Raw genomic sequence first — 4,660 nt, 5'->3', positions numbered from 1 at the left:
GAAGCCTTCCGCGCCGCACTGGCCGCCCACTGGCCCGACGCCCCCCCGCTTGCGCCACACCCTGACCATCCGCAGGACACGCCGGGCATGGAGCGCCACCTGCTGCGCGGCGGCCCCTACGGCGATACCACCCTGACCTTCCTGCCCCTGCCCCGGCTGGACATCAGCGCGTCCCTGCTGCGCGGCAAATGGCTGCGCGGGGCGGACATCCGTCTGCTGGTGCCCGACGACGTGGACAGCCTGCTGCGTGCCCAGGCCGACGAGGTGCGCCGCTGCTGGGCACACTCCGATCCGGCTCCCCATGCCGATCCCGCAGCGCACGGCACCGCTCCTTCCTGCTCCGCCCCCGACTGCGCCACCCCCGAATCTTCCGGCTCGCACTGTTCCGACTCACCCCGTTCCAGCTCGCACAGCTCCGGCTCGCACTGCTCCGGCCCGCACTATTCCGGCAAGGACACCCCATGCGAATGACCGCCCCAAAGGCCGTGCGTGACAACATCGCGAGGTCCCGTGCCTATCTGGCGCGCGGCTATCTGGCCCGCGCCCTGGAAGCCATGGAAAAGGCCCTGAGGGCGTACGAAGGCACCATGCTCATCGGGCAGGCACGCTTTGAGACGGAAGTGCATATCCATGAATTCGTCAACGATCTCAACAGGAATCACGTCATCCGCAAGTTCTTTGAAACGCGCAAGGTGCTTTCCGGCCCGTACGTGACCTACGCGCCCGGTGACGAACTGCCCCTGGCCGAACGCCTGGAATCCATCCGCCACGCCATGCTGGAGGAGGAACGCGCCCGCGTGGCCGAGCAGGCCCAAAAAGTGCTGATGCGCAAGATGGAACTGACCGGCAACGGCCAGGCCAGGCTGGACTCTGGCGACCTGCCGCGCGGGCGGGCCCTGCTGCGCCGGGTGGCCGACGAGTGGGGCCATGAGGCGGGGGTGCTCAGTGACATCGGGCAGCGATTCCTGCGGGCCCGACTGTTCTACGAGGCGGCGGAACTGTTCGAATCGGCGCTGGAACGCTTTCCCGGCGAGGCTCCGGCCTACTCCGGGGCAGTGGCCGCGTACATGGAACTGCGCGAATACCCCAAGGCGGAAATCGTGTACCTGCGTGCGTTGCGCCAATTCGGATCGCACCCGCGCACCATGCTGAACCTGGCCAAGCTGTACATGGAATGGCGCAAGCGCGACAAGGCGTACGAATACGCCAACCGCGCGTGGCAGTCCGACCCTTCGCTGACCGAGGCGCGGGAACTGCTGTCCCGCCTTTCGCGCTGACGGAAGCGCGGCAGCGGTTGTCCCACCCGACACGCTGACGAAAAAAGGCGGGCAGCGCAGCACGCCATCCCGCCGGTTCTCCATCCATCGACATGGCACGGGGCAATCCGTACCGTTTTGCGGACTTCGCACATCGTCATGGACGCTGCCGCCGAATCCGACACCAGCCAAACCCGACGCCATCGGGCCGGCCGTCAGCGGTTCTTCACGTCCGCGCCCGCCTCGGCCATCCCGCCGTCAGTCACCCGCCGCACCGCCGCAAACACCGCATCGGGCGCGATGCCCGTCATGCAGCGCCCGGAATGGGCGCAACGCCTGCTGCCGTGCAGCGAACAGGGGCGGCAGGCATCGCCGGTTTCCAGCACCACGTCGCGCGGGCCTTCCGGATAGAAGCCCCATTCGCGGGTGGTGGGGCCGAACAGCGCCACCACCGGGGTATCCACCCCGGCAGCCAGATGCATGGGGCCGGAATCGCCGGTCACCAGCACATCGGCGGCGGCCAGCAGCGCGCAGGTTTCGCGCAGGTCCGTGCGGTCGGTGAAATCCGCCGCCAGTCCGCCTGCAAGCCGGGCCTGCTCCACAAGCCCGGAGAGGGGCGTGGCATCGCCGCCCCCAGCTTCGGCAACAGCATTTCCCTTTCCGCCGGACCGACCAACAACAAACCACGCATACCCGGCGGCGGAAAGACGCCCGGCCAGTTCGCGCCAGGCGCCGGGCAGCCAGGCCTTGTCCGGATGGGTGGAATAAGGATGCAGGGCCACCAGCGGGCGGGCCGGAACGGGGGTTCCGTCCGTTACGCCATCCTGCCTCCCGATCGGCGTTTCCGCGGGCAACAGTCCGGCCTCGCGCAGCAGGGCCACGCCCCGCCCGCGCTCCGCATCGTCCAGCAGGATGCGCGGCAGCAACGCGGAACGCGGCGGCGGCGCATCCTGCACGGCCAGGGAGTACCGTTGCGTCACGTTGCTGGCGCGCAGCCGTTCGCGGAACAGCCTGCCGCCGGACCGCAGGAACAGACGACGTTCCAGCGAAAATTTGGGGTAGCGGCGCACCGGTCCGGGCCACAGCAGCCCCAGCAACCGCGAGCGCAAGGTTCCATGCAGGTCCAGCAGCCCCGCATCGGGCAGCGATGCCGCCAGCCCGCGCACGAAACCGGGCAACGCGGCCGGGCGCAGATCGCGCGGGTCCGCCGTGGCCACCCGGTCCACGGCGGGATGATTGCGGAACACCGGAGCCCACTGCGGCCGCGTCAGCACCACGAAGCGCCAGCCGCGGGTACGGTGCAGCCACAGCAACACGCCCGTGGTCAGCACCACGTCGCCCAGCGCGCTCAGGCGCACCACCAGCCATGTCTTGGGCAGGGTCATCAATTCTCCGCCGGGACACCCGGCGTGGTTGCACGATCGCCGCGCTGCGGATATAGCGCTCACCGCAGCACGCGGTAGCGTCGCCGCTGTTTCCTTAACGTCGCATTTCAGATATTGACGGGGATTGCGTCCACTTCCGGAAAAACCGGGGGCCGTTGCGGCACAGCACTACCAGCAGCGGCGCGGAAAGAAAAGCGCCGTATCCTATGCCTGCCGCGCTCGGCTCTGCGGGCACTGGCGCGCCATGGCGTCTTTATCACAGTATCCTGCGCTGCGTGGTGCTAGATTGATGGCCCATGGGCAGACAGCACGACCAGACCCCACGCACCCCCCAGGCACCCCCAGGCACCCCATGAACGCCATCCCTCCCCACGCCCTTTCCTCACTGCTGCGCAGCCCGCCCGTGCGGCGGCTGTGGCTGCTGCTGATACTGGCGTGCGGAGTGTTCACCCTGTTCCTGCTGCACGCGGTGCACACCTTCTGGGAAACGGCGGAAACATATCGCCGCAGCCACCTGCGCGAAATGGTGCTGCTGGCCCGCAACCAGGTACAACCGGTTCTGGACGAACTTGCCGCTGGCGTCTACGGCCGCGACCATGCCCTGGTGCTGGTGCGTGAGCGGGTGCGTACCATGATCTTCAACGATACCCGCGGTCCAAATTACATCTTCATGAGCAGCTACGACGGCACCGTGATGGTCCAGCCCTACGAACGCCAGATGGAAGGGCGCAGCGGCCTTGACCTGCGCGATGCGGACGGGGTGCCCATCATAGCCGGACTCATCAGGACCGCACAGGCGAACCCCGACGGCGGATATTTCTCGTACCGCTACACACCGCCCGGTGGCAGCGCGCCGGAAGAAAAGCTGTCGTTCGTGCTGCCCATTCCCGAACTGGCCTGCTACATCGGCACCGGCACGTACCTTGGCGACGTGCACGCCGGCGAACGGCGGTACATTCTGGCCACGGCGGCCCTGGCCGTGACCGTGTTCACGCTGCTTGGGCTTACCTTCGTCACCGCGCTGGGCGCCCTTGCACGGCGCGGCGCGGAACTGGAACGCGAGGTGGAGGAACGCAAGGCCACCGAACAGCGGCTGGCTGCGGCGGAACTGAAGTACCGGTCCATCTTCCAGAATGCCCAGGAAGGCATAGCGGTCATCCAGGACGGACTGCTGCGCTTCGTCAACCCGCGCATCGGCGAAATACTGCGCCGCCCCGCGCAGGAACTGGTGGGCACCCCGTTCACCGACCACCTGCACCCCGCCGACCGTCCCGTGGCCAGGGACAGGTACATGCGCCGCCTGGGCGGCGAACCGCTGGACACATACCCTCCGTTACGCATCTGCGTGCCCGATGGCGAACGCTGGGTGTTCGGCACCGGGGTGCTGCTGGAGTGGGACGGCCGCCCGGCGGTACTGGTGATGCTGACCGACATCACCGACCTGAAGAAAGCCGAACAGGCCCTGCACGCACGTGAGCAGCAGTTCCGAGCGGTGCTCACCCAGGCCCCCTTCGCCATGGCCCTGCTGCATCCGGACGGCACCCTGCGAGAGGCCAACGCCGAATGGCTGAGTCTGCACGGCCTTGCCGAAGCCACGGGCAACCCCGCCGTGTACACCCTGGACCAGGACCGCTACGTGCAGCACGCCGGGCTGCACGGGCTGGCCCAGGCCGCCCTTGCGGGCGAGCCCATCGCCACCGAGCCGCTGGAATTTCCGCCCGACGCCACGCCCGACGGACAGACCCGCTGGATGGCCCTGCGCCTGTACCCCGTTGCCGGCGCACCGGGCACACCCGATGCCGTGGTCTTCATCCTGAACGATCTGACGGTGCTCATGGAGTCGGAGCGCGAGCGCCAGGCCCTGCTGGCCGACCTTTCACGCGCCAACCGAGCCCTGTCCCGCGCCCAGCGCCACCTGAAGGGCGTGCTGGACGCCATGCCCTCGGCCATCGTGGTGGCCGACGCCGCCGACAGGGTGGTGCTGTGGAACCCGGCGGCGGAACGGCGCTTCGGCGTTGC

At 68.4% G+C, this 4,660-nt stretch carries 3 protein-coding genes and 1 pseudogene; 3 read left to right on the top strand and 1 reads right to left on the bottom strand.

Features of this window, described 5'->3' with window-relative positions:
- A pseudogene (gene nadD, locus FVW27_RS08085) lies at nucleotides 1–471 on the top strand (nicotinate (nicotinamide) nucleotide adenylyltransferase); the annotation flags it as partial.
- On the top strand, nucleotides 462–1,277 hold the full coding sequence (locus FVW27_RS08080) for a tetratricopeptide repeat protein (RefSeq protein ID WP_167124199.1): 816 nt from the start codon (nucleotides 462–464) through the stop codon (nucleotides 1,275–1,277). The pseudogene nadD and the gene FVW27_RS08080, both read left to right, overlap by 10 nt.
- A 194-nt stretch (nucleotides 1,278–1,471) precedes the next feature.
- Here FVW27_RS08080 and FVW27_RS08075 read toward each other — a convergent pair whose 3' ends face one another.
- Nucleotides 1,472–2,641: a glycosyltransferase family 9 protein gene (locus FVW27_RS08075; protein WP_208294698.1), complete on the bottom strand. Its 1,170-nt coding sequence runs from the start codon at nucleotides 2,639–2,641 to the stop codon at nucleotides 1,472–1,474.
- A gap of 352 nt (nucleotides 2,642–2,993) precedes the next feature.
- Here FVW27_RS08075 and FVW27_RS08070 point away from each other — a divergent pair.
- A partial coding sequence (locus FVW27_RS08070) for a PAS domain S-box protein (RefSeq protein ID WP_167124197.1) occupies nucleotides 2,994–4,660 on the top strand: 1,667 nt, incomplete at its 3' end.

The organism is Nitratidesulfovibrio liaohensis (assembly GCF_011682075.1).
In the GTDB taxonomy this organism is placed as follows: domain Bacteria; phylum Desulfobacterota; class Desulfovibrionia; order Desulfovibrionales; family Desulfovibrionaceae; genus Cupidesulfovibrio; species Cupidesulfovibrio liaohensis.
The sequence above is the reverse complement of the archived record's forward strand: the minus strand, read 5'-3'. Positions and strand labels throughout refer to the sequence as shown.